This is a genomic window from Bradyrhizobium sp. Gha (assembly GCF_900113735.1).
Taxonomy (GTDB): Bacteria; Pseudomonadota; Alphaproteobacteria; order Rhizobiales; family Xanthobacteraceae; genus Bradyrhizobium.
The window spans coordinates 25285-51446 of the sequence record NZ_FOQM01000027.1 but is presented as its reverse complement, the minus strand read 5'-3'; the positions used below and the strand labels follow the sequence as shown (position 1 = coordinate 51446).

The window sequence follows — 26162 nt, the reverse complement described above, 5'->3', positions numbered from 1 at the left end:
TATTCTTGATTTTCTGCGATAGAGAGCTCGTGATGACCTGTGCTCCGCCCGGCCGCGCACAACTCAAATCCCGCCGCGTCAGCCTCGATACGGGCCGGGAAAATGTCGTCGTGATCTCCCGCCGGTCTACGGCCCTGCGTCCCGAACTCTTTCGAGGTTTTTCAAGGGTCGAGCTCCGCAGCGGCTCGAATACTCAACTTGCAACCGTGCTCCTAACCGACGACGACGGCCTGGTCGGGCCGGACGAACTCGGTATGGCAGAGCCCGCCTTTCGACGCTTTGGACAGCCGGCCGGCACCCACATCTCGGTCGCGCCTGCTCCCTCACCGCCCAGCCTGGACGCAGTGCGCGCCAAGATACAGGGGAAGACGCTTGAGCCTGCCGAGATCGGCGCAATTGTGGACGACCTCGCGCACTATCGCTATTCAGACATGGAAACCGCCGCATTCCTGGTCAGCTCCGCCAATTTCATGACATCCGGAGAGCTGATCGCGCTGACGGAGGCCATGGCAAGAGCCGGCACGCAGCTCAGATGGAGCTCGAAGACCGTCGTCGATAAGCACTGCATTGGCGGCATCCCGGGCAACCGCACGTCCATGATCGTCGTCCCGATCGTGGCCGCGCACGGGCTGACGATACCGAAAACGTCCTCGCGGGCCATTACTTCGCCCGCTGGAACGGCCGACACGATGGAAGTGTTGGCACGTGTCGACCTCAGCGTTGAGGCGATGAAGGAGGTCGTCGCGTCATGCAACGGCTGTCTCGCGTGGGGCGGCCACGTCAATCTGTCTCCGGCAGACGACATCCTGATCAGTGTCGAGCGTCCCCTTGCGCTCGATACCCACGAGCAGATGGTCGCCTCCATCATGTCGAAGAAGCTCGCGGCCGGGTCGACCCATCTTCTGGTCGACCTCCCTGTTGGACCAAACGCGAAGGTCACAACAGCATCGGAAGCCATGCGGCTCCGCAAGCTTTTCCAGTTCGTCGGCGATCGGTTCGGCCTTGAAGTGGAGGTCGTGACCACCGATGGACGACAGCCCATCGGCAGCGGGATCGGCCCGGTGCTCGAAGCGCAGGATGTGATGGCGGTGCTCGCCAATGAGCCCAGTGCACCGCGCGACCTTCGCGAAAAATCGCTGCGGCTTGCAGCTCATCTCCTGGAACAGGATCCCGGCCTGCGCGGCGGAGCAGGTTATGTGCGTGCTTGCGAGCTCTTGAACAGCGGGGCGGCGCTCCGGCAAATGGTGAAGATCATCGAGGTGCAAGGACCGGCGCCCTCCACGAGCCAGCTCGGCAACCTCGTCATCGACGTGCAGGCCGAACGAGATGGGGTCGTCTCCTCGATCGATTGTCTGCGCCTCAACCGGCTGGCGAGGACTGCCGGCGCACCGCTCGACAAGGGAGCCGGCATCAAATTGTTCAAGAAAATCGGCAACCGCGTCCAGCAGGGGGAACCGCTGTTTCGGATCCACGCGTTCGAGCCATCGGGGTTTGACCTCGCAGTCGGCATGGCCAAGCTGGACACTGGTTACCAGATCAATGCCCAGGCTGGAGGAACAGCGTGAACTCCTGTGCTGTTCAATGGATGCCGAGCTCAGCTCATTTTGGACCCCGGCTTGCGAAGGCACTCGACATTGACGGGAACGCGATCGATCTGCACCGATTTCCGGATGGCGAGTTGCGGACAACTGTCGGTCCGGCGGGGAAGACCACAATCGTCTGTTGCTCGCTGAATCAACCCAACGAAAAATTAATCGCTCTGCTTTTCGCCGCGGTGGCCTTGCGACGCAATGGAGCCGAACGGCTGGTGCTCGCTTCGCCCTATTTGGGCTACATGCGCCAGGACGCAGCATTCCATCCGGGTGAAGCAATCAGCCAGCGTGCCATCGGCGATCTTCTGGCGACAAACTTCAATCGCGTGATAACATTCGATGCACATCTCCATCGCACGTCCAGCCTTGCCAGCGTCTTCCCTGGAGCTGAAGCGGACAATCTGTCGGCCGCTCCTGCGATCGAAGCTCTGCTTCGCGCCGATAAAGTATCTCGGGAAACCGTAGTAGTTGGGCCAGATGAAGAGTCTCGCACATGGGTAGCCGACATCGCTGGTCGGCTCGGACTTCCCTATAGCGTTGCAAAGAAGGTACGCCGAGGCGATCAAGAGGTGCAGATCGCGTTTATGGACCCGGCGATGTTTGCCGGTCGCCGGGCGCTGCTCATCGATGACATTGTGTCGTCCGGCGGAACGCTCACCGCCTGTGCGCGGGCTCTTAGAGCGCGGGGATCTTCGTCCATCGACGTGATCGTCGTGCATGCGCTTTTTCCTCCTTTGCTTATGAAGACATTCGGCGGCGCCGGTATCCGTTCCATGAGGTCCACGAACAGCGTACCGCATCCCACAAACGCCATCAGCTTGAACGCTCTCCTCGCTCGCGCGCTGCGCAGGAGGGTGGTCGGCGTGCACGAGAATGAGAGGCTAATGTGAGCATCACAGTCCAGATTTGCGGGGCCGCCCGCACCGTGACCGGCTCCTGCTATCTCTTCAATACGCCCAGCGGACGATTTCTCGTGGATTGCGGAATCTTCCAGGGACCGAAGACACTGAAAGCGCTAAACTACGGCGCATTCCCATTTCATCCATCTGATATCGACGCCGTATTACTTACACACACTCACATCGATCACAGCGGCCTGTTACCGAAGCTCAAGCGAGACGGCTTCTCGGGCCCGATCTTCGCCACTCGCGGCACCATAGATCTTTGCTCCTACATGCTGCCCGACTCTGGCAACATTCAGGAGACCGAAGTTCTCGCCCTGAACCGCAGGAATGCTGCACGGCGGCGAGCCGCCGTCTCGCCTATTTATACGCAAGCAGATGCCATCGCGGCGCTCGATGCGTTTCGGCCAGTCGAGTACCAGTCATGGTACCCGGTGATACCGGGCGTGCGCGCTCGCTATTGGAATGCAGGCCATTTGCTTGGCTCGGCATCGATTGAACTCGAAATCCCGGATCAAGGCGCAGGTGAACGCCCGTTGCGAGTGTTGATGTCAGGGGATATCGGCCCCGACGCCAAATTGTTGGAGCCCCTTCCAGAAGGGCCTACCGACCTGGACTATGTATTTTGCGAATCCACGTATGGTGACACCGATCGGCCAGCGACGACGCCGGCCGTGCGCCGCTCGCACCTGGCTCAGGAAGTGCGCGACGCCGCCGCGGCGCGTGGCGCACTTCTGATTCCGGCCTTCGCAGTCGAACGAACTCAAGAGCTCATCGCTGACCTGACCGATCTGATGGCGCGCAACGAGATCCCGGCGGCACCGATCTTCCTGGATTCACCCTTGGCCATTCGCGCCACCGAGGTTTTCCGGAACCACGCCGCCAGCCTCGATCCGCACATCGACATCGAGCGGCTCCTGACCTCTCCCCAGTTGCACTTCACGGAAACTGTCGACGAGAGCAAGGCGATCGCCAGGTTCTCCGGCTTTCACATCATCGTTGCCGCGAGCGGAATGTGCGATGCTGGCCGTATCCGCCATCACCTGAAGCGGTGGTTGTGGCGCAAGGAATGCACGGTTCTGCTCACGGGATTCCAGGCGCAAGGCACCCTCGGCCGCTTCCTGAGCGATGGCGCGAAGGCAGTGAGGATCCAGGGCGAGGAGGTCAAGGTCGGAGCAAGAATTCGATATATCGACGAATACTCGGGGCACGCTGACGGCCCAGAACTCGCTCGGTGGATCGCCGCCAGGCGCCCCATCCGTCGCGGCCTCTTCATGGTCCATGGTGAAGAGAGAGCGCTAGGAGGTCTCTTGAACCGGGTCGCGGAGCGAACCGTTCCGACCGCCCAGATCTTCACGCCTATGCTGGACGATGCCTATGACCTGTCGACAGCCGCACCAACGCCGGTCGATGTGGCTCGACCGCGAAGGCTTTCTCCGGATGCCGTCGTCAACCTCGATTGGCACAATGACATGTCCAAACTGATCCTCGATATCAATGACCAGATTGAGGCTGCGGCGGACGAGCGCGCGCGAGGTGTGATCGTGCGGAAACTCCGACGAGCGCTTGAGCAGGAGTAGCCCGCCGAGTTACCCCACTACCTGTCCTTCATCTGCCGTCCTAACAAGAAATCGACGAGATTGGACGGTTACGAGAGATCGTCAGGAAAGCCCGAGACATCCTGATGCGATTTCCTGTGCCCGACGCGTTCCTCGGGAGGAAAACACAAGAGCCTTTCCCGAGAGGCACAAATCGTCCGATGATTCACATGGGTAAATTCCTGAATCCAGAAATAGGTGCTTACTTGCGGCAGCCTTAGTGACAGGGAGGTCGCCATGCCTCATCGCGTGTACCGCGAGTTGGAGCGGACTTGCCAAGTGCAGGTGGCCCTTACGCAGCACAAAGAAACGAGAGAAGAACTCGAAAAAATGAAAAGGGAGTACAAAGCCATTGCCGATTGGCTAGAGCGTCAACTGCCGGAGGCAGATCGGCGCACTGCCGATCTGCAAAGCTAAGCCAGATTCTACGGAGCTCCGCTCTTCGCTGCAGCCTCTGCGCGTTCAATAGAAGACTTCCGGGTCGACCAGGTCGATGGCGAGACACTGATGGTCGGCCGATCTTAATCCGTGAATAGCATTTCGAAGCGATTCAAACCTGTCGACTTGCTCACAAAGTTGACAGTCTTCCCCGAGAGCGGGGCCAATTTGCCTGATGGCCGGTTGAGCAAGACCAAACCGCGTCCACGAGGATCTATCCGCCGCACTAGCCTTGGAGATGCTTTTCGATCTCGCCGACCGGGTGCTTGGTGAGCTCCTTGTCTAGCTCGCCGATGATCCGGCGCTTGACATCGTCATGGAAAGCGGACCGAAGCTCTGCCAAGGTCCGCGGTGGTGCAACGACGATGAGCCGCGTCGACTGCTCGCTGCGGATGAGACGTTCAGCGGCCGCCGCGACCTGCTTTGCGAAGCGGCTCTCCTCGAGCTCGTGCCAATCGGTCGTCTCGACGGCACTTCTTTGGGACGAATGGGAAGCCTTGCTGACACGACCCGGCCGATCGCTCCCTTGTGAATGGGTCGAAGGATTTTCGTGTTCAAACACCCGGTCCGTCTTCAAGCTCGGAAACTTTTCGTCGCCCTCGTTGCGCAGAAATAGCGCCTTCCGTCCATCACCTACGAACACGACTGCGCGATGCGGGATCCTGACCATTCCGGCCTCCTCCGTGAATACTGCCAATTGCTATCGCTACTTCGACCGAGCCGATTGATCCGGATCAAGCTGGAGGGCTCACTATCCGGCAGGATCGCGGAAATTGATGAGCCGACATGGAGCCTGTCATGCAAGCGCGCGATATCATGGTGTCCCCGGTCGTGACGGTTGGCCCGAACGCATCCGTCCAACAGGTGGCGAAGATCCTGTTGGAACGTCGGATCAGCGCGGTACCGGTGGTCGATTCCGACAACAAGCTTCTCGGAATTGTGAGTGAAGGCGATCTCATGCACCGGGCGGAAAGCGGCACCGAACGCTCCTACTCCTGGTGGCTGAGCTGGCTTACCGGCGACGCCGAACTGGCAACTGATTACATCAGATCGCATTCGATCAAAGTGCAGGACATCATGACGCAAGACGTCGCGACCGCGTTGCCAGAGACACCATTGAACGACATTGCAATGCTTCTCGAAGGACGGCAGATCAAACGCGTCCCGATCGTCAACAGAGAAGGTCAGCTCGTCGGGATCGTCAGCCGATCCAACCTGCTTCAAGCAATTGCGAGCGCCAAGCCTAAGCTTGAGATTTCGCTTCCCGATGCAGCCATCAGGAAGAGGTTCTTCGACGAGCTCAAAAAGCAACCGTGGGCTCATACGTTCAATGTGAACGCCACGGTCCAGAACGGAGTGGTCGACCTCTGGGGTTTCGCACCGTCACTGGCGGAACGGACGGCAATTCGCATAGCCGCTGAGGCAATCCCCGGCGTCCAGGCCGTTAATGACCACCTGCTTGAAACCCCGGTCTTTGTCTATTGACTGCAGCCGGATTCGGCGCGGAGAAACGAGGTGCGCCATGGCCCATTTCACCGTCTGCTTCCTCAAAGACGTACTCGGCGATCAGGGGCAACCCTGCGAGGCCTGCCAGCGCGTCATTGACATTGATGCGCCCGATGCACCGCGTTGGCAACGCAACAGTTCTGCCCAACTGCGCGAAATTCGGGATTGGTCGCTACACGCTCATTGCATTGATGTGCAGCCGGCTGACTTCCCGTCTTGATGCGGTAGTTGCTTGAACGATGGCGGAGACCGGTGGCGCCGCTCTATCGGACCAATCTCTTGCCGATCTATTGCTCCCCGAGCGGCTCGATCTGCGGTCCTGCTGCGGCAACGTGCTTTCTGAACAGAACCGCCGTGTCTGCGAAGCTCGCGGTGCATCTGTGAGAACGGGCGAAGTTGCGCACGCGGCCTAGCGCTGCGTCATTGAGCCCGAACAGCCGCTCGTAGTCCTGACGACTGATCTGAACAAGCGTTCCGGCTTTGAGCTCATCCAGCCTGTGCTCAAGCTCTGGCAAAGTGAAATTGCGACGCATGCTTTCGCCTCCCGACCGGATCAGTCCAGGGTCGTAAGGGCTATGAACAGGTGAAACAGCTCCACCCGAACGTGACCAGCAGGGCCCCGATGATGAGTATTTTTCCATACCACGAGACCGTGGGACTGATGCGTGTCCACCTTCGAGCAGGAGCCTTTGCCGCACGCTTCTGGTGCAGTGGCAGTAGCGGTCCTGCCGCGCCCGGATTGCTGATTGCACGGTGTTTTAGGTTCGCTTCCATGATCGCATTATACGCAAAGAAATCTGCGATGCCTTGATGCTGGTCAAGATGACCCATCGGCTTTAGGCTTTTTCAGTTCTCTCTATTCGGCATCTTAAATTGTAATCCATTGCAGCCTCCCAAGAGGATCATACGGCCAAATAATAGAGATCATACTCAACCCGAGCCCAAGTGCAAAACTCATGGTTGAGTTGGATTTGCTCAAGCGACCAGCGTCGGACAGGGCTGCGTTGCCTCGATCTCGGTTTGGCGCCAAAGCACCTTGATCCTGTCTTCTGGGATGCCGAAGGCACGCATGGCCATGGTCATTCCAATGCTTCGAGGCCGAGCTCGCCGCCACCAAGGCCTGGAAACCGAGTCCGGCAAACCCTACAGCACTAAGGGGCTGGGCAACTGGTACGAGCCGCTGTCTCGAGCCGAGGTGCCCGGACGCGCCCACCGGCTCCGCAGGGCCGGCGCGACCATAGCGGCCAAGAACGGTGCGACGCCGCACCAACTTGATGGCGATCTTCGGCTGGGAGACGCTCGCCCAGGCCGAGCTCTACAAAGAAACCGCTACTTAGCGCGTGCACCTCCCTGGCCTCGCCAAGAAGCCAGAATAGCCGTTTACAACCCCCTCTTTTGGAGCTCGTTGCAGCTCGATAACAAAGTTAGATTGTAGACGGAGCGACCACGGCGCGTTGTAACTGAAGCTTTCGATGCCGGTCTTGCAATTCTGAATGAACTTCTAGGTCGCCCACGAGGAAAAGGTCGCGACGCACGCGATCTCGAGGTCGGCGTCGCTTGGCTCTTTTGGATGCTCGGTTTCAGCACGGTACAATTTGGATCGACTGCACGAACGCACGATTTCTCAGCTTGCTCGCGCTGCGGTCGTGCGGGTCCGCTTGGATCGGACCGTCCGCCAGCGGGACGTCTACTTCTACTTTGATGATCTTCCATCGCGTCGGCTGCGGCCGGAGCAGATGCTTCGCAGCCCAGCGCTCCGCTTGGCGAGAATGTTCGCTCGGATCATGCGGGGCATCATCCAAGGATGGCCGTCGGGCTAAGCAGCAAGCGCCATCGACAGGATGGCTGCGAGGGCGACAGGTGCAATATCCAACGCTGCATCGCTGCACCCGCTCGGTGTCCTGCCTTAGGCAAAAGGGCATCCGTGCGGGATCAAGCGATTTGAGGTAGATCAAGCCCCGAAGATGAGTATCGCGGCGGCGGCCACGGTGAAGACACCAGCCCCGATCGCGAATGCCCAAGCAGCCAGCTCTTTGCGCATTTTCGAAATCTAATCCAGGTTAAGACCCGAAGCATGTGCAGTTCGTGCCAGTGCCATGTTTTCCCAACTGTAGTCAGTGCAATCGAGAAGCCGCTAGCGCGTCTGGAGCTGTTCTAGCCCTTCCTCGATCGCTCGGAGATCCTCGAGTATAGACTCTCGAGACTGAGACGCAGATGTGGACTGTAGCCCTTCAAGCAACTGGCGCCGAAGCTCTCGCATATCTTCCAGAGCTTGCCGGTTCTTCAATCGAACATAGGCAGAAACAATCGATCCAATACTTGCTGGCAATGGTAGCTCCTAATACAAATCTCTAAAATAGGTTGCATGGTAGCACGTGCGTTGAGGAATTGCCGATTTTTCCCGACTTCATCACGACCACGTGTACAAAAGCTTTTGTGTCCCCACATGGGAAAAAAGGTCCGCCAGCGTGAACCGGCGGGCATGTGATCGCTGTCCCGACGAAATTAGGCTGTCCGAGTCGAGCCGCGCTTCATCTGTCAAGGCTGCGGCAGCCGCGGTGCCGACATCCGACCCGACTTCGAGCGAGGTGACCAGGGTCGAGCGATAAAGGCGAGAGAGGCCGACTGAGGGCCTTACTCTGCGGCGTCTTTGGCCTGCATTTCAGCTAATGCGCGCTCCAGTTCGCCAGCCAAAACCCTGTAGTGCGCCGCCGTGCGGCGAAAGACGCTTCGCTTGATATCGCTCTTGGCCGACCGCTCAAGCTCCTCGCATTTGGCGATGTTCACCCGAAGAGTCTCAAGGTGGGCAAGGATGTCTTTCATGGAGCCGTCCCGATCATCCCGGGCGCATTAGCAGGTCGCCAACGACTGGAATACCACAAATGATGGGTTCACGGGACTCGTTCTATCAGGACCAAAGCCTGATCCACGTCATGGTGCCGGACTGTGGTGAGCGGGCGAATTAGGCCACTCCCAAAATCAAACCAGGCCACCGCGCTCGGAAACAGGCCAGTACCGGCTCCTCTACAGGAAGGTTCCGGCGCCGAGAACAAGGCCCGCCAGCGCGAACGGCTCGCCCCGTTCCAAAGCCGGAACTAGGGGTGCGACGTTTCGCGCGAGGTTTACATATGTGTTGCGGGAATTTTCGGCAATTGGCTAGATTGACGCTTCGATCCTAAACGTGTCGCCTCGGGCTTGGGGGCTAGCGTCGAAGCGGGAATTGAAGGAATTCCGCAGGCTCGAAACGGCATGCAGAGAACATGCGCTCATCGCTTCCCTCGATCTCGAGCGAGAGGCTCTTCTCAGCGTGGCAGAGTATTTTCGGAAAGCCACCGAAGCCCTGCAACGCCGAGCCAGAACAGACGCCCGCCCCTGACGGCACGGTGCGCCGGCCGCCGAGCGCGAGGAATAGGCATGAGATCGCCCATCGTTAAACGATCGATGGTGGTCGGCGGCCACAAGTCAGAGTCAGCCTGGAAGAAGCGTTCTGGACGGGCATGAAGGAGATTTCCAGCCAGCGCAACATGACGCTGTCGGATCTAGTTAGTGAGATTGACCGCAACCGCCAGCAGGGCACCTGTCGTCCGCGATCCGGCTGTTCGTGCTCGACCAGTGCGCACGGGAGCGCCGTCGGTGCTTTCATTCGAGTTGATCTAGATCACTTGGTCGACGCGGAGGCAGGCACCTGTGACAGATTTTCTTGTCGGACTTGACGTCTCGATCTTCCGAGCCTTGAACGATTTCTGCGGCTGGAGTCCGGCACTGGACCGGATCGTCGTTAACAGTATTGAGATACTCAAGGGCGCGCTCTTCATGGGCATCGTCGGGCTGTTGTGGTACTGGCCTGACAAGGAAATGCAGCGGCGGCGCGAAACGGTTTTGACCATGTTGCTTGTGGTCGCCGCGTCGCTAATCATCAATCGCACGCTATCCACGCTCGAGCCCTTCCGCGACCGCCCGATGTACAGCATCGGGGCCAACCCGCCGAGCATGGCATCGCCCTGGCACCCAGACCTCGAACACTGGAGCAGCTTCCCGAGTGACTACGCAACCTATCTCTTTGCCATCGCCGCCAGCCTCTGGCTGATTTCGAGATGGTGGGGCCTGTTCTTCGGACTATTCGCCACGTTGGTTGCGGTGGCGCGGGTCTACCTCGGCATCCACTATCCGAGCGACGTGCTTGTCGGCGCCCTGATCGGCATCGCAACCAGCATCGTTATCAACCGCGAACCGGTCAGGCGACGGTTCGCAGCGCCGATCCTTGCGTTGGAGCCACGCTATACGCCTTATTTTTATGGGCTGTTCTTTATCGGGCTGGCCGAAATTTCGGGCGCCTTCCAGATCACCAGACGTTTCGGCATGGCTATCATTCATCTGTTCATCGGCTTCAACCGATAATTCCCTCAAATCCTGTCGCACGCCCACGTAGTTGGTTCTGGGCATCGCTTGGTAGTGTGCGATCTTGCTGTCTAGCTCGGTGCCCTTGTCACACACGGCCACCCCGCTGCGCATATCTGCAGCCTTCAACTAACATTTGTTGTGTGCGTTCCTAAGGCCAAATCTCGGTCGCGGAACGACGGTGAGCTTGCCAAGTTCTCCAGATACCCGGGATCAAGAACCTGGGCGAAGGTGACTTGTGCCCCAGCTCACTTTTCCTTTGGTGAAGCTGGGGCCTTTTTGTCTGTCCTGAAGCGGCATTGGTCTGTGCGCTTGATCGCACTCTGGCGCTTCGGGGCTTTTCGACTAGCGCGGCTCGAGCTGCTCTAGTCCATCCTCTATCACGCGGAGGTCCTCGAGTATCGAATCTCGAGACTGATGTGTTGATGCTGGATGTTGAGTGAAGCGCGTTGAGCAACTGGCGCCGAAGCTCTCGCATGTCTGGCACATGGGCAGAAACAATCGAGTCGATATTTGCTGGCAATGGGGTAGCTCCTGATGCAAACCTCTAAAGCAGGTTGCATGGTCCACGCGCCTCGATGAACTGCCGCTTTTTCCCGATTCATCACGACCACGTGTACGAAATCGTTCAGTATGCCCGTGAAGCACTACGGAAATGAATCCGGCCTACCCTTCGGCACCTGAATTGAAGAGGGGAATTCCAAATGATTTTTTTCAAAGTGATTGCTGTCGCGCTCATCGCCGGCGTTGTGTTTTCAGCGTATTCCGCAGACCTGCGCGCCGACGTTGCTTTAGCGATTATGTCCTGCCTTACATGACAAGTAGCCCGCCAGCGCGAACCGGCGGGCCCTACTCCAGTTTCACTTTTTCAGGCAAAGACCAATTGTCGGCGAAGTGCTGCACTTTCCGCCATCCGCGCTGCCACCACTGGGGCAGAACACCGACACAAGCGTTTCGCTGCCGTCGCAATTGACCGCGCCGTCGGCCTGCACCGCTCGGATATTGACCGGCGCCGGATCGCCCTTGTCTCCCTTGTCACCTTTTGGCCCCTGCGGTCCTTGGGGTCCTTGCGCCCCTGCTGGCCCCTGGGGTCCTGGCACACCCTGAATCCCTTGGGCACCTTGCGGGCCGGCCGGCCCCTGGGGTCCAGGATCACCCTTTGGCCCCGGATCTCTGCCACATGCTGCAAGTACAAGCGCGGCAGCCAGTACGGCCGCCGTAATCAATTTTTGCATCGCAATCCTCCCAGTGATCGAGAGCATTAAACTGGTCAGCTAAGAGGGCCGCAAGAGAGAAGCCCGCAGACTTGGATGCCCGGCGGGCCCTTGGTCGATATCGCTTCAGCCGTCGCCGGTGCGCCATGAGCCGCTGCCGGTCACGCTTCCTGTGGGTTCGGCGGCGGCGTTTCACGTGCGATCCCCCCAGTATGCGCCTGATCTCCGCCGTCACGATCGCCTGCTGCTGTTGCGCGGGCTGCTGGCTCCGTGCCCAGCCGTCCAAGCGGTGTCTCCTTGGCGCTTGCTCCCGCCGAGCGTGTGCCGCCAGGCGTCCGGCGTGGGTGCAAGTGCCGGGCGGCAGTGCCACCCTGCTCGCGCGATGGACTAACTCCTTTTCGCTAGTCGACTTTTCGGTCACGGAAGCTCAAGATTCCGGCACCGAAACCAAGCCAGAAAGCGGAGGGTCTCGTGAGCAGGTCGCCCTCAATCGTGCCGATCGCCCCAACCGACCGTGATGTCTATCTCGTGCTTGAGGACTTTGGGGGACGGCTCGGCCGCGCCTGGTGCGAAACTGCCGAAGAGGATACGGGTCGCGCCACGCTGGTGCGGCACCTGACTGAAGGCCAGTACGAACATCCCGCTCGCATCGTTGCCTTCAACACGGCAGAGGGATGGTCGCGCGATGTGACCGCGGACATTGCCGATGAGCTCCGCCGACGCTTCGTCGAGCTCGGCGATGTATCACCGTCGCTGCTCAAGTTTTTGGAAAGGGCCGCCAGGCACTGAAATTCCGCGGCTTCCAAAACTCCTCGTGAGCTCTATCCGACCACCGAACTAAAGAGCTGAACCTGCCCTCAGCTCTCCGGAACCGCAACCGTCGCCGGCGCCGTGAGCGGAGCACCTCCGACCGAAACCGGCCCGATCGATTTCGGCTGCCGAGCCATCCGCTTGCGCATCAACAACCGATCGCGCGCGCGCAATCTTGGGATTGAGGACGTGACTTCCGACATCATCGAACTTTGCAGGGTGTCGATCTTCGCGATCAGCGTCGAAAGCTGCGGCGAGATCTTCTTCACGTCGCCCCGTTCGTCGGTGATGGTCTGGCGGAGCGACAGGAGGGTGGTCGAATCCTGCTGACGCAGAGCCGTGCTTTGCTGCAAGGAGGAATTGATCTCCTGCAGGGCGGCGGCCTGTTGCTGCTGGGTCGACTGGATCTCCTTCAAGGCCGCAACGATCGGATCCGGCTTTGGCGTGACCTCATCCTGGCGCGGAAACAGCGCGGCCAGGTTGCTGATGTCAGGCAAGCTGAGATCAACCGGCAACGTATAGATAGCGGCCGCGCCATTGATCGCCAGGGCACACACCGCCAATGCCAGTACGGATTTCCGGCTCGAACGCTTGAGCGTTTCAGGAGCTTCCGGCGCTTCGCGTTCGGCTTCGGATTGGAATGCCGCGGCTGCAAGTGCAGCACCGTCGAGGTGCTCGGCGAAGGCCAGCGTTTCGGATGTCGTGGTCATGCGCATTGACCTCATGAGCGAGCAAAAGGAGGCCGTCGCCGGAACGTCATCGCGACGTCTCCCTTACGCAGCACTCACTTACACAACTGCTTCAAATTGTGAGCATTTCGGATTAATTCCACGTTAGCGGCGTGACCGCCCGGCACGCCCCGTGACCCCGGCCGAATACGGGGCTGCCCGATGGACGATCGGCCCTGCACTCTGTTCCCGTTCCATGCGTCGCCTCCAAAAAAGCCAGGAGACAACCCGTCGGAAAGGTGTAGGATTCGACAAAATGGGAGGAGCGGCATGTTTGAAATCACCGGTTTCGACACGGCAGGAGTGGTCAACCTCAAGCGGGAGTCACTGACTGCCGCCCTCAAGAAGGCCAGGGAGCTGATCGAGGACGGATGCCGGGATGTTCAGATCGTCGATCCCCAGGGCCGGGTTTACACCTCGTTTGAGGAGCAGGCAGCCTAGCCGCCCTCACACAGGGAGTGAGCCATGAAGGAACATGGCCTGGATGGTCGCCACCGGGACAAGGATGGCGAGATCATCAAAAAGCACGGCAACACGCTGATCGGCACGCTGCGCCATATCTATGGAAAGAGTTTTGCCGCCGGGTATCCCGATACGACGAAACTCAGCGAAGCCTTGCAACAGCTGAACGAAACGTCGCTGAGCCAGTTGCGGCGCGATCATCAGACCGGGCATTTGGGCCACAAGATCGACCACGTTCCGAAGTGACCGAGGTCACTCCGGCTCGGACGGACCGCGCGACGGTGCTGCCGGCGCGCGATGAGACCGCGCGCGGGCCTTCAGCCTTTCTTCAGACATTCCGCTCAGCGTGACCGCCGATCTCCAGTGTTCATTGTTGCCGGCCCATGAGTTCAGTCCAGATTCAGTGCACGCGTTGCAAGGCGATGTTTCGCGACCGCGCTGGGCGGGTGCAGGACGGCTATTCCAGGCAATGCCCGTGCTGCGAGGTGGTGCTGTTCTTCGCCGAGGATGCGCAACATCCCTTCATCAAGCGGGCCATGCGAAGCGCGCGGCAAGTCCGGAAAGAACAGCGCGAGGCCGAGGCTGTCAGGCGCGCTGCGCCGCAGGAACCGCGGGTGGCCCCCCGGTCGCGGTCATCCATCGGTCGGGTGCGGGTGCAGGAACGTTCCGAGTAGCGCCGGCTGCGCTGTTTACGTCGCCTCGATGCAGATGCCGGCATCGGACTGTGCGCGGATGTGCTCGACCAGAAAGTCCGAAAAACGCGCTGATCTTCGCCGGCAGCCGGACGGGGTTCTGGTAGGCCACGTTCATCGTCGGCCGCGGATCTAGAGCGGCTGGACCAGCGTGCCGAGCCCTGCCCGTTCGGCGCCGCAACTGGAGAAGCCGGTCCATTCTTCCTCAATACGGAAAGAGACTTACCGATTTTTTTCAGCTTTCTTTCCGATTTCTGCAAGGCAGAATGGCCCCAAGCAGGCGAGGAAATCTGGAAAATGTCGGGTCCGATCAAGCACATCCTGATGTGGCGGCTGCGCGGGGAGACGACCGCGGAGCGCTCGGCGGCCCGGACCAAGGTCAAGACGTTGTTCGAAGGGCTTCAGGGCCGGATCGACGGCCTCCCCCATATCGAGGTTGGCGTCGATGTCAGCGACGTCGATTATGCCTGCGACGTTGTCCTCGTCTCCGAGTTCGCCGACAGCAGCGCCTTAAAGGCCTATGCCATCCATCCGGAACACCTGCGTGTCAGGGAGAGACTCGTCGACTTGCGGATCGGACGCTTCCAGGTCGACTATCCCGTCAAAGAGGCCGGCACATGATCGGTTCGTTCACCTTCGAAAACCTGCCCTGCCGCGTCGTGTTCGGCAGCGGGACGCTTGCCGCAGCCAGGGCCGAGGTCGAGCGGCTCGGCGGCAAGCGCGCGCTCGTGCTGACGACGCCGCAGCAGGAAGCACGGGGCAAGGCCCTGGGCGCCGCACTCGGCCCGCTCTATGCCGGCCTCTTCGCCGGCGCCACCATGCACACGCCGGTCGAAGTGACCGAGCGCGCGATGGGGGCGATGAACGAGTATGACGCCGATTGCGTGGTTGCGCTCGGCGGCGGCTCGACCACCGGATTGGGCAAGGCGCTCGCCCTGCGCACAGGCGTCAACCAGCTCTGCATTCCCACCACCTATGCCGGCTCGGAGATGACCCCAATCGTGGGGCAAACCGAGAACGGGCTGAAGACCACGGTGCGCGATCCAGCCGTGCTGCCGGAAACCGTGATCTACGATATCGACCTGACGATGACGCTGCCGGTCGGGCTTACCGCCACCTCCGGCATCAACGCGATCGCCCACGCCGTGGAAGCGCTTTATGCGCGAGACACCAACCCTGTCACCTCGCTGATGGCCGAGGAAGGCATCCGCGCGCTGGCGCGTGCCCTGCCCGCGATTGCCGCCAAGCGCGACGATCGCGGCGCGCGCAGCGATGCACTCTACGGCGCCTGGCTGTGCGGCGTGTGTCTCGGCACCGTCGGCATGGCGTTGCATCACAAGCTTTGCCACACGCTCGGCGGCACGTTCGATCTGCCGCATGCGGAGACACACACCATCGTGCTGCCGCATGCGCTGGCCTACAACGCGCCTACGGTGCCCGACGCGATGGCGCGGATCGCGCGCGCAATCGGTGTGTCGGACGCATCGCAGGGGCTTTTCGAACTAGCCAAGCGGTTGGGCGCCAAGGTCGCGCTTCGTGACATCGGCATGCCCGAGAGCGGAATCGACAAGGCGGCCGACCTCGCCGTCACAAATGCCTACTGGAATCCGCGCCCGCTCGAGCGGGGTGCCATCCGCGACCTCATTGCGCGCGCCTGGGCCGGCGAGCCGCCGGTCGCAATCAAAGCAGCGTGACCACAATGAAGCGTACCCTGATCCAGTCAGCAACGATCATCAGCCTGGACGATCGCATCGGCGATGTCAGGAATGGTGACGTGCTGGTCGAGGACGGGCGGATCGCTGCGGTGCGGCCGGGTATCGACGCCGCAGACGCCGAGATCGTCGATGGGCGCGGCCGTATCGTCATTCCCGGTCTGGTCAATGCGCATATGCACACCTGGCAGACGGCGCTGCGCGGGTATGCCGCGAACTGGACGCTGCTGGAGTATTTCCGCCGCATGCATGCGGGGCTTGGGACCCTGTTCACCCCCGATGACATCTACATCGCGACTCTCGTCGGCGCGCTGAACCAGATCAATTGCGGCGCCACCACGCTGGTCGACTGGTGCCACAACAACCCGACGCCTGCCCATACCGACGCTGCCGTGCGCGGCCTGATCGAAAGCGGCATCCGCGCCGCCTTCTTCCACGGCTCGCCGAAGCCCGAACCGAAGCCGGGTGAACCGCATTTCTCGGAGGTGCCCCATCCGCGCCACGAGGTCGAGCGTCTGCTGGCCGGCCCCCTCGCCGACCGCCACGGCCTCGTCACGCTCGGACTTGCCATTCTCGGTCCGCATTATTCGACGCTCGACGTGTCCCTGCATGATTTCCGCCTGGCGCGGGAACTCGGCCTGATCGCCTCGATGCATCAGGGCGGCGGCCGTGCGAAGACGCCAGGCGGCTGGGAGAAGCTGATCGAGGCTGGCCTGGTCGGGCCCCACGTCAACATCGTCCATGGCAATGATCTGCCCGATGATCTCCTGCAAAGGCTGATCGATCTCGGCGTCACCTTCTCGGTGACGCCGGAGAACGAGATGATCCAGGGCCATGGCTTTCCCATCACCGGACGGCTGCTCAAGCGCGGCGTCCGCCCGACCATCGGCATCGACCTGGAATCCGTACTGGCCGGCGATCTGTTCTCCGCCGCGCGCGTGGCGCTGTCGATGCAGCGCGCGCTCGATAATGCCGAGATGCGCAAAAGCGAGGGCACGATCCCTGCGACAACAACAATCCCCGCGCGGGAGGCACTGGCCTGGGTCACAACTTCGGGCGCCCGCATGCTCGGTCGCGAGAGCGAGATCGGCTCGCTGACTCCAGGCAAACGTGCCGATCTCGTGATCATCAACGCCGACGAGGTCAACCTCTTTCCGGTGCACGATCCCGTTGCATCAGTGGTGATGCAGACGAGCCTCGCGAACATCGAGTCGGTGATGATCGAAGGCCGCTGGAGAAAGCGGGACGGGAAACTGCTGGCTGACGGGCTGGCGCAGAAGAAGGAACACCTCGCGCAATCCGGCCAGCGGCTGGTGCGGGAGATCGAACGGCAAGGGCACGCCGCGGGATAGCGGCCAACGTACAACAAGCCGTTCCCACGACCACCGGAGAGATCAATGCTGTTCGCCATCCATGCCGTCGACCGCACCGGCGCACTGCCGATGCGGCTGGCCAATTACGAGGCCCACAAGACGTTCCTCAGCGACACCTCGCGCTTCGGCGTCAAGATCGTGATGTCGGGACCGCTGGTCGCTGACGATGGAGCCACCATGATCGGCAGCCTGTTCCTGATCGAGGCCCCGGGCCGTCCCGAGGTCGAGGCCTTCAATCGCGCCGATCCGTTCGCAGCCGCCGGCATCTGGGAGAGCGTCACCATCACGGGCTTCTTGCGACGGCAGGGCTGACAGTCCGGCGCAGAATGCGAAAAACCCCGGTGCGTGGGGGCACCGGGGCGTTTTCAACGAAGATGAATTGGTAAGCCAATGGCGTCTTGATAGCAGCGTTCGGAAGGCAGCTTGTGAGCTGGTTCACGCTCCGCTGCGGTCGGAGCGGACGATTTGTCACACCCACGGGCGCCGAGCTCAGCCCCGCCGCGGCTTCCTCGGAAAAAGGCGATCCCTGATGTAGCGCGACGTCGCGGTCAGGCGGATCCCGCGCGGCTTCTGCCAAGCGGCGCGATCGAGCTCCTTCTTGTCGCCGATGGCCAGGCGCCCCTTGGCGCTCTTGGCAATGAAGATCGCATCGCTCATCTTGCGCCCCGAGCGCTTGTTCTTGGCTGTCACTTCCTTCCAGAGGCTGATCCTGCCGAGCTTCAGCTTCGGCAGTTCCTCCCTGATCTCGCGGCGGAGGCAATCCTTGTCGGATTCCCGCGCACGCTTGCGGCCGCCCGGAAACATCCACAGACCATCCGACCGTCGCCTGACCAACAGAACCTTGCCGCGTTTTGCGGCAACCAGCTTGGAAGACTTCGCCATACCTGTCGTAAACCGAGAAAAAGAATCTGGCACCATCGTAACTTGTCTATGTCATGAGACAAGTTCCATGGCGGCTCGGTGTCCTGCCGCCATCCCTAATTGTCCACATGCTGCGAATTGGGTTTGGCCAGCGCGACGCGCTTTCAGGACTCGTCGGCTGGAGGCAATTCGGCTGCCCGCTTCTCCGCCGTCCCGATCCAGGCTGCCGCCATTTCCCACGCCACCGACAGGATGATCGGCCCGATGAACAGGCCGACGATGCCGTGGGCAAGCGTGCCGCCGATCACGCCGACGAAGATGACGATGGTCGGCGTGTTGAGAGCGCGTCCCATCACGAGCGGCTTCAGCATGGTGTCGATGAAGCCGACGACGACGAAGAATACGGTGAGCACCAGCGCCGTGGTGACATCCTTGGCGGTCCAGATCCAGATGATGACGGGCAGCAGCACGAGGAACGCGCCGATCTGCACGATCGACAGCAGCAGCACGATGAAGGCGAGCAGGCCCGCGCTCGGCACGGCCGCGAGCTTGAAGCCGATGCCCGCGAGCAGCGCCTGCACGATGGCGACGCCGATCACGCCTTGCGCAACGGCGCGGATGGTGGCGCCGCCAAGCTCGAGAAAGTGCTCGCTCTGCTCGGGCACGATGCGCGACAGGAAACCGCGCCCGGCCGCAACCAGCCGGGGCCCGTGCGGAAACAGGAAGCCGGCGACGAACACCGAGACCAGGAATTGCAGCGTACCGAGGCTGGCATCGCCAGCCAGCGACAGCAGCGGCCCAGCCAGCGGCTGCAGATAGGGCGCGACCTCGCGCAGCACTGCGCGGATGTTCTTGTAGGCCTGGTCCCACAGCTCAAACAGCGTCGGACCGATCAGCGGCCATGACTTGATCTGCTCTGGAGCCGACTGCAGCGCGAGGTCACCCGTAGCCAGCTGGTGCGCCAGCTCCCTCCCCCCGTCCACCGCACTCACGCCGAGCCAAGTCGCCGGACCGAGCACAATGCCGAGGGTGATCAAGGTCAGGATGACAGCCGCGGTCTTTGGCCGCCCGCCCAGGATCCTGGCGACCCAGCTGAACGCCGGATAGAACGCGACCGCGAGCACGAAGCTCCAGGCCAGAATCGGCACGAACGGCCGGATGATCAGGAATGTCCAGATGATCAGCAGCGCCAGCAGGCCGAGCCGGATCACGAGCTGGATGACGTCCTCGCCCGTCAGGAGTTGACGCAGACTTTTCACAGGCACGGCTTTCCTTGCGGCCCTCAACGCGGGTTCCGGCACTTGCGCGGGCCCCGCGTTATTGCCAGCCCCGGGCCGGGCGTCAAGACGAGCGGGAGCTCAAGGGCCCGCCCGGACCGGCGGCACTGCGCATCTGGACTGACGGCGGCGCCGGCAAACGAGCAAATCTGCAATATCGCCCCCGCCGCGGGGGTTTGCCTAACGACGATTAACCGGATTTCGCCTGATGGGTTTACGCCGATGCAAAGGCTCGCATCTACGCTTCACGCCAGGTCCCTGAAAACACTTGCGGTGCAATGGCCAACAGCATCTGGACGATCGAAGAATTCACCTGCCCCGGTTGCGGCATGACCTACACCGCGACCCGGGAGGAGCATGCCGAGCCGCATTCAGGCCACTTCAAATGCAGCATTTGCAGCGGCTTGGTACACAGCTGGTCCGGCAAGCATCATTTCTTCGGCTGGCAGGCGGTGAAGACCAGGCCGCCGGTGTTCGGGAGACGATGGGCGGGCGTGGGTTGGTAGGCCGAGCCTCTCCGTCATTCGTCCAAGCAGCCGCGTTCTCGACGCTCTACAGCGCGCGCTGACCCAACTCTCGCTCAACGCTGTTAACGAGAACTGCGGCTTCTGCTGCGCGTCGACACCGGTTAGGCTCCTTCTCTCCGTAACCGAACCCGACCCGCAATGACCGCTCCTTTCCTGCCCCAGATCGCCCTCTATCGTGACTGGCTCGCCCAGCAGCGCGGCCTCACCTTCGCGAATTACGAGCAGATGCGGCAATGGTCGGTGCGCGATCTCGACGGTTTCTGGCGCAGCATCTGGGACTACTACGATCTGCAATCGCCGACGCCGTTTGCGGCCGTCATCACCGAGCGCAAGATGCCCGGCACGATCTGGTTTCCCGGCGCCCAAGTGAACTACGCACGGCAGGTGTTCCGGCATGGGGACGCGGCGCACGCCGCCGGCCTGCCCGCGATCGTCAGCAGCGGTGAGGATGGCAAGCTCACCGAGACCAGCTGGCCAGAATTGCGGCGCAAGGCAGCTGCGCTCGCGCTGTATCTGAGGGACCGGGGTATCAAGCCGGGCGACCGTGTCGCAGCCTATCTGCCGAACATCCCCGAGACCATCATCGCATTTCTCGCGAGCGCCAGCATCGGCGCCATCTGGAGCCTCTGTGCCCCTGATATGGCCGCGCCCGCAGTGATCGACCGCTTCAAGCAGATCGAGCCAAAGGTGCTGATCGCCTGCGAGGCCGTCACCTATGCCGGCCACAGCCATGACCGCAAGGACGTCGTCGCCGAGCTGCGGCGATCACTGCCGACGGTCGAGCATGTCATCATGCACAGCGAGGCCGTCGCGCCGTCCGCACCGGACGCCCTGCTCTCCGACATCACCACAAGGGCGGGCGATGCTGTCGACGCGTTCGAGCCGATGTGGCTGCCGTTCGATCATCCGCTCTGGATCGTCTATTCCAGCGGCACCACCGGCCTGCCGAAGCCGATCGTCCACGGCCATGGCGGCATCCTCATCGTGGTGCTGGCGCTGCTCGGCCTGCACAACGACATCGGCTGCTCCTATCACCCAAACTCGTTCGGCGAACGCTATCACTGGTACTCTTCGACCGGCTGGATCATGTGGAACTCACAGGTCGGCGGCCTGCTGAGCGGCACCACCTGCTGCATTTTCGACGGCAGTCCGGGCGGCCCCAAGGACAAGCCGGATTGGTCCACGCTGTGGCGCTTCGTGGCGCAGTCGAAAGCGACCTTCTTCGGCGCAGGCGCGGCGTTCTTTGCCAATTGCGCCAAAGCGGAGATCGATCTCACCGCCGCCGGCGATCTGTCGCAACTGCGCTGTCTCGGCTCGACCGGTTCGCCGCTCAGCGCCGATACACAAACCTGGTTCAACGATCGCTTCGCAGGCTTGTCGAGGATGAACGGCAGCAAGGCGCAAGCCGATATCTGGTGGGCGAAGATTTCCGGCGGCACCGACTTCGCCGGCGCCTTCATCGGCGGCAACAGGGAACTGCCGCAGACGCCGGGCGCGATGCAGTGCCGCCTGCTCGGCGCTGCCGTCGAAGCCTTCAGCGAACAGGGCCGTGCCGTGATCGATGAGGTCGGCGAACTCGTCTGCACCGAGCCGATGCCGTCGATGCCGCTCTATTTCTGGAACGACAAGGGCAATGCGCGCTATCGGGCGAGCTATTTCGAGATCTATCCGGACAATTTCGACGGCAGCGGTCGCGGACCGGTGTGGCGGCACGGCGACTGGCTCAAGGTCAATCCAGATGGGTCGTGCGTGATCTACGGCCGCAGCGATGCCACCATCAACCGGCACGGCCTGCGCATGGGCACCAGCGAGCTCTATTCCGCGATCGAGGCGCTGCCGGAGGTGCTCGACAGCCTCGTCGTCGACCTCGAATATCTCGGCCGCGATAGCTACATGCCGCTCTTCGTGGTGCTGCGTGAGGGTGTCGTTTTCGACGGCGCGATGCAGGCCAAGATCAACAAGGCGATCGAGGCCGGGCTGTCCCGCCGCTTCCTGCCCAACGAGATTTTTGCCGTCGCCGAGATCCCGCGCACGCTCTCGGGCAAGAAGCAGGAGCTGCCGATCAAGAGGCTGCTGCTCGGCCAGCCCGTCGAAAAGGTCATCAACAGGGAGGCGATGGCCAATCCGGCCTGCCTCGACTGGTATCTCGCCTTCGCGCGCGACTATCTGGCACGAACGGCGGCGTGACGGACGATCGCCTCAATTGCGCCTGTCGCGTTTGGACTCCGTTCACCGATCATCGCTAGATCGGACAGGATCTTCTGCAACGAAAAATGTGCCATGGCCGATCTCAACGCCGTCATCAGCAGGCTCAATGACCGCCTGCTCCGCCTCGAGGGCGAATTGTTCGTGCTGCGCTCGCTGGCGCGCGCGACGCTGACCGCCGGGGACGAGCACGGTGCGCGCATGCGCAAGCTGGTCGAAGCCGCGAAGATCGCGCTCGACGACGAGGCGAAGCGGGAGCTCGACAAGCCCACGCGCAAATACGTCGATGCGGCAACCGCGCTGGTGGAGGAGTTGCTCGAGGAGCCGACCGCGGCGCGGCCACTGTTCACCGTGATCCAGGGCGGCCGGCGCGACTGAGCGCGTCAGGTCGCACGTGTCGTGCCATCGTCGGTGGATTCAGCCGTGAGCCGGCTGAGGCCTTCCTCGATGATCGCGATCTCCTCGTCGATCTTGTCGATCGGGACGCTGAAATCGTACCGGCCTGACGACCTGCTCTTCAGATCGACCGCGAGCCGCTGCCTGTGCATCATCAGCTCGTCGAGGCCCCGGCGGTTCTTCAGCCGCACATAGGCATCCACGATCTGCTCAATTGCACTTGGCATGAAATCGGTCCCGGCAAAAATGCCCGCGCGGCGCACCCACGCCGGCGAGACATTTTTGGTGTCGCGGTACGCGATACAAATCCGCGACGGATTCGTCGATACGACAACAAGGTTGAAAACGCGTTACCGCTTGATGATTTCCCGATGGCGCGCTCGAACAAGCCGGGTTCGCCCTGGCCGCGGGGCAACGCAGGTCGCAATGATTTCCCGGAAAGTCCCGGAAGGGCCAGCAGCGCAATCGCGGATTCATCGCGGCCCGCTGCCCCCGCGCATTGTTGATAACCGGCGCAAATGCCGCGCAGGTGGTGACAGGGCGGCCTGACGTGTTATCGGGGGATGACGTAGCTGCGAGACGGATCAGACACCCATGCGCATTACCCTCGTCGGCTCCCGCCATTTCGGCGTGACCACCCTGAACATGCTCCGCGAACACGGCGTCGGCGTCGTGCGGGTCGTGGTTGCCGACGCGGACGACCGCTTGGCCGCAACCGCCAAGGCCGCCGGAATCGAGGTGGTGGTGCAGGCCAATCCGAAGTTGGTGGTCGCCTCCGAGATCGCCCCCGACACCGACCTGATCATCACCGCCCACAGCCACGCCCGGATCGGCAAGGACGCGCTGGCAGCCAGCAAGCTCGGGGGCATCGGCTATCACCCCTCGCTGCTGCCGCGCCATCGCGGCAAGGCTGCGGTGGAATGGACTATCAAGGAAGGCGATCCGATCGCCGGCGGCACGATCTATCACCTCGCCGACCGCATGGACGCCGGCGCCATCGCTGCCCAGGACTGGTGCTTCGTGAGGAAGGGCGAGACCGCCCGCGAGCTCTGGGAGCGCGCCCTGGCGCCGCTCGGCCTCAAGCTGCTGGCCGATGTGATCGACTACGCCAAGGTTCACAAGACCTTGCCGTCGAAGGCGCAGGACGAGCAGTTCGCGACGTCCGCGCCGAGCCTGTCTTGAACATGTCTGCCGTGAATCGGTCCCGACTTCCCTACCGACGTTAAGGATTAACGTCAGGCGGCCTTGATTCCACTTCGAAAATGGGAACCAGAAACGCAAATAAACCATTGTTTCCGCAGGAACAATTTTCGACTTTGCAGCGCACCAAACTTCCGTCACATTTCGCCGGAATAACGGTCAGCATATCAGACACATTCAAGGACGGAATTCATGCGTTTTGGTCGCATCGCGGCGTTCTGTGCCGCTTCAGTTTTTATTGCCAGCCTCGCCGCCCCGGCGGTCGCCCAAACCCCCTTTGATGGCAATTGGCAGGTCACCATCGTGACCAAGACCGGCTCTTGCGAGCCGACCGCGAGCTCCATGCTCACCGTTGCCGACGGCAAGATCACGGCGCCCGGTGCTAACGTTTCCGGCACCATCGGCAGTGGGGGTCTTGTTAAAGTTTCGATCAATGGTGCATATGCTAACGGTCAACTCAGCGGCAACGCCGGATCGGGGAAGTGGAATGGAGCATCTGCAGGCATACCGTGCAGCGGGCGGTGGGAAGCATCGCGCCAATAAACGATTCTGGACTAACCTCCTCAACCGGCGGCTGCTCATGGTGGCCGCCGTTTTGTTTGTGACAGCTGTTGCCACCAGCTCGGAGAGCAAGGCGCAGGCGGGTCCCTTCGCGTCACTGGCGGGCACCTGGAGCGGCGCCGGCACGGTCACCCTGGACGACGGTTCGACCGAGCGGATCCGATGCCGCGCCAAATACGCCCCGGTTGGCCCGACCATGGAGATGTCGCTGACCTGCGCCAGCGATGCCTATAAGTTCAACCTCGGCGCCGACGTGAGGGCTGAGGGCGGCGCCATCGCCGGCAGCTGGAGCGAGACCAGCCGCAACATCAGCGGCGCACTTCAGGGCCGCGGTGCCGGCGGCAATTACGAACTGGTCGCCTCGACCGCAGGCTTCAACGCCAACATCTCGCTGAAGACCTCCGGCAACAAGCAGAGCGTGAGGATGCGCGCCGACAGCCAGTTCCGCGGCGCCGACATCACGCTGTCGCGCTAAGCCCCGTACGGACGCGGCCCAAGCGACCCGGCGACACATCGCCGGGTCTTTTTTATGCGTTCACCTGGGTCGCCGTATCAGTCTCGTAATTGCCTGCCTCGTCGCCGCCGGTCTGCCGGCCAGCACGACGCAGCGGCCCGGCTCCACGACTACGCCATGCGAGAAACCACCGGCCAGCTGCAAGATGCGGCGGATGAGGACGTCCTCCCGTTTTGTCGTTGTACGCCGATGCCTTAGCACCCCGTCTTGCATCGCTGCATCCGCAGATTTGGCCGTTGCAAACACCCGCGATGTCGCCGATACCGACCGTCCCCGCAAGTTTCGTCTCCAGCACTCGCCCGATGAGCACGACAACGTCCAAACCGATGGCCGCACTGTGGATGGCCGGCTGGCTGTCATTGATGCTGATCATGGCTGTCGCGGGCCGCGAGACCACGCGCGATCTGAACGTCTTTGAGATCATGGAAGTTCGCTCGCTGATCGGCTTCACGCTGCTTCTGCCGATCATCTACCGCTCCGGCGGCTTCAAGGCGGTCGCGACCAAACGCTTGCGCCAGCACCTCGCCCGCAACGGAGTCCATTATTTCGCTCAGCTCGGCTGGTTCTACGCACTGACGCTGATCGGCATCGGCCAGGTCGTCGCGATCGAATTCACGATGCCGATCTGGACCGCGCTGCTCGCGGCGACCTTCCTGTCCGAGCGCATGACCCCTTGGAAGATCGGCGCCATCGTGCTCGGCATCATCGGTGTCGTCATGATCGTGCGCCCCGCGACGGGTGAGATCAATCCGGGTCAGTTGATCGCGCTTGCGGCCGCGATCGGCTTCAGCATCTCCATGGCCCTGGCGAAATCGCTGACACGGACCGAAAGCGCCTTGGCGATCCTGTTCTGGATGGTCGTGGTGCAGATGGTCGTCGGCCTGGTGCCGACCCTCTACGTCTGGACCTCGCCGTCGGCCTATCTCTGGGGCTGGCTGTTCGTCATCGGCGTCTGCGGCACTTTTTCGCACTACTGCCTCGCCAGCGCCCTGCGCTACGCGGACGCCACCATTGTGGTTCCCATGGATTTCCTGCGGGTTCCCCTCACCGCCACGGCTGGCTGGCTCCTGTATTCGGAACGGCTCGACGCCTGGACCGTGCTCGGCGCGGCGCTGATCCTGTTCGGCAATCTCTTGAATTTGAAGCCGGTCGCGCCGATTCCAGCTCGCGCGCAATGAACCGGGGCGCGGCCTGAT

28 protein-coding genes and 1 pseudogene are annotated in these 26162 nt (G+C 61.8%); 22 read left to right on the top strand and 7 right to left on the bottom strand.

Translation table 11 applies throughout. The features are described 5' to 3' along the window. The first annotated feature begins 32 nt into the window (after nt 1-32). The 4 genes from BM222_RS27320 to BM222_RS27305 all read left to right on the top strand — a co-directional run bounded on the left by BM222_RS27320 (nt 33) and on the right by BM222_RS27305 (nt 4509). Nucleotides 33-1565 (top strand): thymidine phosphorylase family protein, encoded by a 1533-nt coding sequence (locus BM222_RS27320; RefSeq protein WP_092234900.1) that lies wholly within the window; start codon nt 33-35, stop codon nt 1563-1565. After that, the gene (locus tag BM222_RS27315; protein ID WP_244547263.1) at nt 1562-2482 is read left to right on the top strand and encodes a ribose-phosphate diphosphokinase; all 921 of its coding nucleotides are present in this window, start codon (nt 1562-1564) and stop codon (nt 2480-2482) included. Before BM222_RS27320 ends, BM222_RS27315 begins: the two co-directional genes overlap by 4 nt. After that, nucleotides 2479-4074, top strand: coding sequence for an MBL fold metallo-hydrolase (locus BM222_RS27310; RefSeq protein WP_092234895.1), 1596 nt, complete (start codon nt 2479-2481; stop codon nt 4072-4074). The genes BM222_RS27315 and BM222_RS27310 overlap by 4 nt, the downstream gene beginning before the upstream one ends. A 255-nt stretch (nt 4075-4329) precedes the next feature. Beyond that, on the top strand, nt 4330-4509 hold the full coding sequence (locus BM222_RS27305; protein WP_143106057.1) for a hypothetical protein: 180 nt from the start codon (nt 4330-4332) through the stop codon (nt 4507-4509). Nucleotides 4510-4756: 247 nt separating this feature from the next. Here BM222_RS27305 and BM222_RS27300 read toward each other — a convergent pair whose 3' ends face one another. Beyond that, on the bottom strand, nt 4757-5200 hold the full coding sequence (locus BM222_RS27300; RefSeq protein WP_092234887.1) for a baeRF12 domain-containing protein: 444 nt from the start codon (nt 5198-5200) through the stop codon (nt 4757-4759). Nucleotides 5201-5328: 128 nt separating this feature from the next. On the opposite strand from BM222_RS27300, the gene BM222_RS27295 reads away from it, so the two are divergent. Together BM222_RS27295 and BM222_RS40290 are read left to right on the top strand one after the other, a co-directional pair. Continuing rightward, nucleotides 5329-6015 carry a CBS domain-containing protein gene (locus BM222_RS27295; protein ID WP_092235074.1) on the top strand — a complete coding sequence of 229 codons (687 nt, stop codon included), beginning with the start codon at nt 5329-5331 and terminating at the stop codon, nt 6013-6015. Between the two features lie 37 nt (nt 6016-6052). Beyond that, complete coding sequence (locus BM222_RS40290; protein ID WP_143106056.1) at nt 6053-6256, top strand: tetratricopeptide repeat protein; 204 nt, start codon at nt 6053-6055, stop codon at nt 6254-6256. 67 nt (nt 6257-6323) lie between these two features. On the opposite strand, the gene BM222_RS27290 is transcribed toward BM222_RS40290, so the two are convergent. Together BM222_RS27290 and BM222_RS27280 are read right to left on the bottom strand one after the other, a co-directional pair. Further along, complete coding sequence (locus tag BM222_RS27290; protein WP_143106055.1) at nt 6324-6569, bottom strand: hypothetical protein; 246 nt, start codon at nt 6567-6569, stop codon at nt 6324-6326. Nucleotides 6570-8670: 2101 nt separating this feature from the next. Continuing rightward, nucleotides 8671-8859 carry a hypothetical protein gene (locus tag BM222_RS27280; protein WP_092234877.1) on the bottom strand — a complete coding sequence of 63 codons (189 nt, stop codon included), beginning with the start codon at nt 8857-8859 and terminating at the stop codon, nt 8671-8673. A gap of 591 nt (nt 8860-9450) precedes the next feature. Here BM222_RS27280 and BM222_RS27275 point away from each other — a divergent pair. The 3 genes and pseudogenes from BM222_RS27275 to BM222_RS27260 all read left to right on the top strand — a co-directional run bounded on the left by BM222_RS27275 (nt 9451) and on the right by BM222_RS27260 (nt 12437). After that, nucleotides 9451-9688: pseudogene (locus tag BM222_RS27275) on the top strand (ribbon-helix-helix domain-containing protein). A gap of 35 nt (nt 9689-9723) precedes the next feature. After that, nucleotides 9724-10434 (top strand): phosphatase PAP2 family protein, encoded by a 711-nt coding sequence (locus BM222_RS27270; RefSeq protein WP_092234874.1) that lies wholly within the window; start codon nt 9724-9726, stop codon nt 10432-10434. Nucleotides 10435-12119: 1685 nt separating this feature from the next. Beyond that, complete coding sequence (locus BM222_RS27260; RefSeq protein WP_092234867.1) at nt 12120-12437, top strand: hypothetical protein; 318 nt, start codon at nt 12120-12122, stop codon at nt 12435-12437. 68 nt (nt 12438-12505) lie between these two features. Here BM222_RS27260 and BM222_RS27255 read toward each other — a convergent pair whose 3' ends face one another. After that, nucleotides 12506-13168, bottom strand: a complete 663-nt coding sequence (locus BM222_RS27255) for a hypothetical protein (RefSeq protein WP_349509873.1) — start codon at nt 13166-13168, stop codon at nt 12506-12508. Nucleotides 13169-13456: 288 nt separating this feature from the next. Here BM222_RS27255 and BM222_RS41340 point away from each other — a divergent pair, with 288 nt between their 5' ends. From BM222_RS41340 to BM222_RS27225, 6 genes are all read left to right on the top strand, one after another. Beyond that, on the top strand, nt 13457-13627 hold the full coding sequence (locus BM222_RS41340; protein ID WP_177243495.1) for a hypothetical protein: 171 nt from the start codon (nt 13457-13459) through the stop codon (nt 13625-13627). Nucleotides 13628-13651: 24 nt separating this feature from the next. Continuing rightward, entirely contained in the window at nt 13652-13894 is a 243-nt protein-coding gene (locus BM222_RS27250; protein ID WP_092234861.1) for a hypothetical protein, read from the top strand. A 743-nt stretch (nt 13895-14637) separates the two neighbouring features. Continuing rightward, entirely contained in the window at nt 14638-14961 is a 324-nt protein-coding gene (locus BM222_RS27240) for a Dabb family protein (protein WP_092234855.1), read from the top strand. After that, nucleotides 14958-16034, top strand: a complete 1077-nt coding sequence (locus BM222_RS27235; protein ID WP_092234852.1) for a maleylacetate reductase — start codon at nt 14958-14960, stop codon at nt 16032-16034. The genes BM222_RS27240 and BM222_RS27235 overlap by 4 nt, the downstream gene beginning before the upstream one ends. Before the next feature lie 5 nt (nt 16035-16039). Further along, nucleotides 16040-17404, top strand: a complete 1365-nt coding sequence (locus BM222_RS27230) for an amidohydrolase family protein (RefSeq protein ID WP_092234849.1) — start codon at nt 16040-16042, stop codon at nt 17402-17404. 45 nt (nt 17405-17449) lie between these two features. After that, nucleotides 17450-17737 carry a YciI family protein gene (locus tag BM222_RS27225; protein ID WP_092234846.1) on the top strand — a complete coding sequence of 96 codons (288 nt, stop codon included), beginning with the start codon at nt 17450-17452 and terminating at the stop codon, nt 17735-17737. A 177-nt stretch (nt 17738-17914) separates the two neighbouring features. On the opposite strand, the gene BM222_RS27220 is transcribed toward BM222_RS27225, so the two are convergent. Then, nucleotides 17915-18307, bottom strand: a complete 393-nt coding sequence (locus BM222_RS27220; protein ID WP_177243494.1) for an NUDIX hydrolase — start codon at nt 18305-18307, stop codon at nt 17915-17917. Nucleotides 18308-18450: 143 nt separating this feature from the next. Beyond that, nucleotides 18451-19551 carry an AI-2E family transporter gene (locus BM222_RS27215; protein WP_092234840.1) on the bottom strand — a complete coding sequence of 367 codons (1101 nt, stop codon included), beginning with the start codon at nt 19549-19551 and terminating at the stop codon, nt 18451-18453. 290 nt (nt 19552-19841) lie between these two features. Here BM222_RS27215 and BM222_RS27210 point away from each other — a divergent pair, with 290 nt between their 5' ends. From BM222_RS27210 to BM222_RS27200, 3 genes are all read left to right on the top strand, one after another. Beyond that, the gene (locus tag BM222_RS27210; protein ID WP_092234835.1) at nt 19842-20069 is read left to right on the top strand and encodes a hypothetical protein; all 228 of its coding nucleotides are present in this window, start codon (nt 19842-19844) and stop codon (nt 20067-20069) included. Nucleotides 20070-20228: 159 nt separating this feature from the next. After that, nucleotides 20229-22277, top strand: coding sequence for an acetoacetate--CoA ligase (locus BM222_RS27205; RefSeq protein WP_092234832.1), 2049 nt, complete (start codon nt 20229-20231; stop codon nt 22275-22277). Between the two features lie 93 nt (nt 22278-22370). Next, the gene (locus tag BM222_RS27200; RefSeq protein ID WP_092234827.1) at nt 22371-22673 is read left to right on the top strand and encodes a hypothetical protein; all 303 of its coding nucleotides are present in this window, start codon (nt 22371-22373) and stop codon (nt 22671-22673) included. Between the two features lie 5 nt (nt 22674-22678). Here BM222_RS27200 and BM222_RS27195 read toward each other — a convergent pair whose 3' ends face one another. Continuing rightward, a complete protein-coding gene (locus tag BM222_RS27195) occupies nt 22679-22918 on the bottom strand; it encodes a hypothetical protein (protein WP_092235067.1) in 240 nt (79 codons plus the stop codon). A gap of 367 nt (nt 22919-23285) precedes the next feature. On the opposite strand from BM222_RS27195, the gene BM222_RS27190 reads away from it, so the two are divergent. From BM222_RS27190 to BM222_RS27175, 4 genes are all read left to right on the top strand, one after another. Beyond that, nucleotides 23286-23873 (top strand): formyltransferase family protein, encoded by a 588-nt coding sequence (locus BM222_RS27190; protein WP_092234824.1) that lies wholly within the window; start codon nt 23286-23288, stop codon nt 23871-23873. A gap of 210 nt (nt 23874-24083) precedes the next feature. Then, a complete protein-coding gene (locus tag BM222_RS27185; RefSeq protein WP_092234821.1) occupies nt 24084-24434 on the top strand; it encodes a hypothetical protein in 351 nt (116 codons plus the stop codon). Next, a complete protein-coding gene (locus tag BM222_RS27180; RefSeq protein WP_177243493.1) occupies nt 24379-24927 on the top strand; it encodes a hypothetical protein in 549 nt (182 codons plus the stop codon). The genes BM222_RS27185 and BM222_RS27180 overlap by 56 nt, the downstream gene beginning before the upstream one ends. A 341-nt stretch (nt 24928-25268) precedes the next feature. Then, nucleotides 25269-26144: a DMT family transporter gene (locus tag BM222_RS27175; RefSeq protein WP_092235064.1), complete on the top strand. Its 876-nt coding sequence runs from the start codon at nt 25269-25271 to the stop codon at nt 26142-26144. The last annotated feature ends 18 nt before the right edge of the window (nt 26145-26162 follow it).